Source organism: Mesorhizobium sp. M7A.F.Ca.CA.002.05.1.1, from assembly GCF_003998335.1.
Taxonomy (GTDB): domain Bacteria; phylum Pseudomonadota; class Alphaproteobacteria; order Rhizobiales; family Rhizobiaceae; genus Mesorhizobium.
Window position 1 is genome coordinate 1 of record NZ_RZQI01000682.1, and the last position, 3,290, is coordinate 3,290.

Sequence of the window (3,290 nt, forward strand, 5' to 3'; positions counted from 1 at the left end):
GGTGCTTGGCATGGACGAGGTTCGGATCCGGGTGATGGCCGCCGAAATCCGGCAGCGGCTTGAAATTGCGGCAGGTGCCGTTGGGCGCGCCAAGCCGGTTCTCCAGGATCTCCTTGGCGTAGGGGCCGGTCACCGCGTGCATGGCGTCGAAGCGCATGCGGAAGCCGGATTTGAACAGTTTGCGCAGGGCATCGAAATCGAACAGGCTTTCCATCAGTTCGGCATAGTCGGCGACCGGGTCGATGATCTCGACCGTCATGCCGGCGGCCTTGACCGTGCCTGTTGTGTCGATGTCGATCGGATCGATATCGGCGATCTTGAAGCTTGAGATTGTCTTGGTTTTCTCGAACATCGCGTCGGTCAGCTTTTCCGGCGCCGGGCCGCCATTGCCGGCATTGTACTTGATGCCGAAATCCTCATGCGGGCCGCCGGGATTATGGCTGGCCGACAGGATGATGCCGCCAAAGGTCTTGTACTTGCGGATGACATGCGAGGCGGCCGGCGTCGACAGGATGCCGCCCTGCCCGACCATCACCTTGCCGAAGCCGTTGGCGGCGGCCATGGCGATGGCCTTCTGGATGACCTCGCGATTGTAGAACCGGCCGTCACCGCCAATCACCAGGGTCTTGCCCTTGAAACCGTCGAGCGCGTCGAAGATCGACTGGATGAAATTCTCGGCATAGTGCTCCTGCTGAAAGACAGGCACCTTCTTGCGCAGGCCCGACGTGCCGGGCCTCTGGTCGGAATAAGGCTTGGTGGGGACGGTCCGTATCATGCTTCAGGCAACCCTTTTCGAAAGTAGCGAGCGATAGAGTTCGACATATTTTTCGGCGCTCTTGTCCCACGACACATCGGCCTTCATGCCCTGGCGCTGCAGCGATTCCCAGACCGTCGGACTGGCATGGGCGTCGACGAGGCGGCGGATGGCGTGCAGCAAGGCACCGCCATTGTTGGGCGCGAACTGGAGGCCGGTGGCGACACCGGCAGAGACGGCGGCCTCATTGGCGTCGATGACCGTATCGGCGAGGCCCCCGGTGCGCGCGACCACCGGCACGCAGCCATAGCGCAGGCCGTAAAGCTGCGTCAGCCCGCACGGTTCGAAGCGCGAGGGGATGACGATGGCGTCACAGCCACCCTGCATGATGTGCGACAGCCCCTCATCGTAGCCGACGACCACACCGATACGGCCGCGATGCCGGGCGGCAGCGGCAAGCAGCGCGCCTTCGAGACCAGCATCGCCCGATCCTAGGATGGCCAGCCGCGCGCCAGTGGCAACGATGCCGTCGATCACCAGCGCCAGTATGTCCATCCCCTTCTGCCAGGTCAGCCGGCTGACCACGCAGACGATCGGGCTGTCGTCACGCTCAAGACTGAAGCGGTCCTCCACGGCAGTCCTGTTGGGCGCGCGCGCCTTCAGTGTGCTCGCCTTGTAGGGGGATACCAGATGCTTGTCGGTTTCCGGATCCCAGATGCCGGTGTCGATGCCGTTGACGATGCCATAGAGATCGCTGGAGCGCATGTTGATGAGGCCGTCGAGACCCATGCCGAATTCCGCCGAGCGGATCTCCTGCGCGTAGGTCGGGCTGACCGTGGTGATCGCCCAGGCGGCCTGCAGGCCAGCCTTGAGGAAGCCGACACCACCATAATATTCGACGCCGTCGAGCGCCATCGCCGCCGCCGGCAAGCCGAGTTCACCGAAGATGCCGGCGCCGAACTGGCCCTGGAAGGCGAGATTGTGGACGGTCATCATCGAGGGAATGCCAACTGCCTTGCCGTAGCGCATGTAGGCCAGGGTCATCGCAGACTGCCAGTCATGGGCATGGACGATGTCGGGCTGGTAGCCCGAGATGGCGCCGCCGGCGATATCGCCGCCGACCTGGCTTAGTGCTGCGAAGCGCCGCCAGTTGTCTGGCCAGTCCACGCCGGTGGCATTGCCGTAGGGACCGCCGGGACGGTCGAACAGATGCGGCGCATCGAGCACGAACAGTTCGAGCCCGGCGAGTTGGACTGAATGGACGGAGGCCTTGCCGCCCTGCAGCAAGGGATATTGCAGAACCGCCCGCTTCTTCTTGAAGGCGGCCATGACGGTCGGAAAGCCCGGGATGAGCGTGCGCACGGTCACGCCCTTGGCCGCCAAGGCGATGGGCAGCGCGCCGGTCACGTCGGCAAGCCCTCCGGTCTTGATCAGCGGAAAGATCTCGGGCGTGACCGACAGAACCTGCATGCGTTAGAGCCCTAACTTGTCGATCATGTCCTGCGTGACCAGGCAGATGCCCTTTTCGGAAACGCGGAAGCGCTTGGCGTCGAGAATAGGATCTTCGCCGACCACCAGCCCTTCCGGTATCCTAACACCATGGTCGATGACCACGCGCTTCAACTTTGCGTTCCGGCCGACATGAACGTCGGGCAGCATGACGACTTCTTCCAGCGTCGAATAGGAATTGATGCGCGCGCCGGTGAAGATCAGGCTTTTTTTCAGCGAAGCCCCCGAGACGATGCAATCGCCCGAGACAAGCGAAGACACAGCCGAACCGCGGCGGCCATCCTCGTCATGCACGAACTTTGCCGGCGGCTTCAATTCGGCATAGGTCCAGATCGGCCAGTCGCGGTCGTAGAGATCGAGCTCGGGCGTGATATCGGTCAGGTCGATATTGGCTTCCCAATAGGCATCGACCGTTCCGACGTCGCGCCAGTAGGCTTCGTTCTCGGCGGTCGAGCGGACGCAGGATTTAGCGAAGCGATGCGCGATCGCCTTACCGTGCTGGACGATATAGGGGATGATGTCCTTGCCGAAGTCGCGGCTTGAGCCCGCCTCGGCCGCATCGCGGCGCAACTGCTCCATCAGGAATTTGGTCTTGAAGACGTAGATGCCCATCGAAGCCAGCGCGAATTCCGGCTTATCGGGAATGCCGGGCGGATCGGCGGGTTTTTCGACGAAGGCGATGATGTTGTCCTTGGCATCGACATGCATGACGCCGAAGCCGGTGGCTTCCATGCGCGGCACTTCGAGGCAGCCGACGGTGACGTCGGCATTGGCGTCGACGTGCTGGCGAAGCATCATCTCGTAGTCCATCTTGTAGATGTGGTCGCCGGCCAGGATGACCATGTATTCGGGGCCGTAGGCCTCAATGATGTCGATGTTCTGATAGACGGCATCGGCGGTGCCTTCATACCACTGCGTTTCCGAGACGCGCTGGCTGGCCGGCAGGATGTCGAAACTCTCGTTTCGTTCAGGGCGCAGGAAGTTCCAGCCGCGCTGCAGATGGCGGATCAGCGAATGTGCCTTGTAC

3 protein-coding genes are annotated in these 3,290 nt (G+C 62.5%); all 3 read right to left on the reverse strand.

Annotated elements, in window-relative coordinates; genetic code table 11:
- On the reverse strand, positions 1–775 hold a 775-nt coding region (locus EN939_RS26530), incomplete at its 3' end, for an alpha-D-glucose phosphate-specific phosphoglucomutase (protein ID WP_127270715.1).
- A gap of 3 nt (positions 776–778) precedes the next feature.
- Entirely contained in the window at positions 779–2,224 is a 1,446-nt protein-coding gene (gene glgA, locus EN939_RS26535; protein ID WP_127269989.1) for a glycogen synthase GlgA, read from the reverse strand.
- Positions 2,225–2,227: 3 nt separating this feature from the next.
- Positions 2,228–3,290, reverse strand: a 1,063-nt coding sequence (locus tag EN939_RS26540) for a glucose-1-phosphate adenylyltransferase (protein WP_164751235.1), incomplete at its 5' end; no start/stop codon positions are given.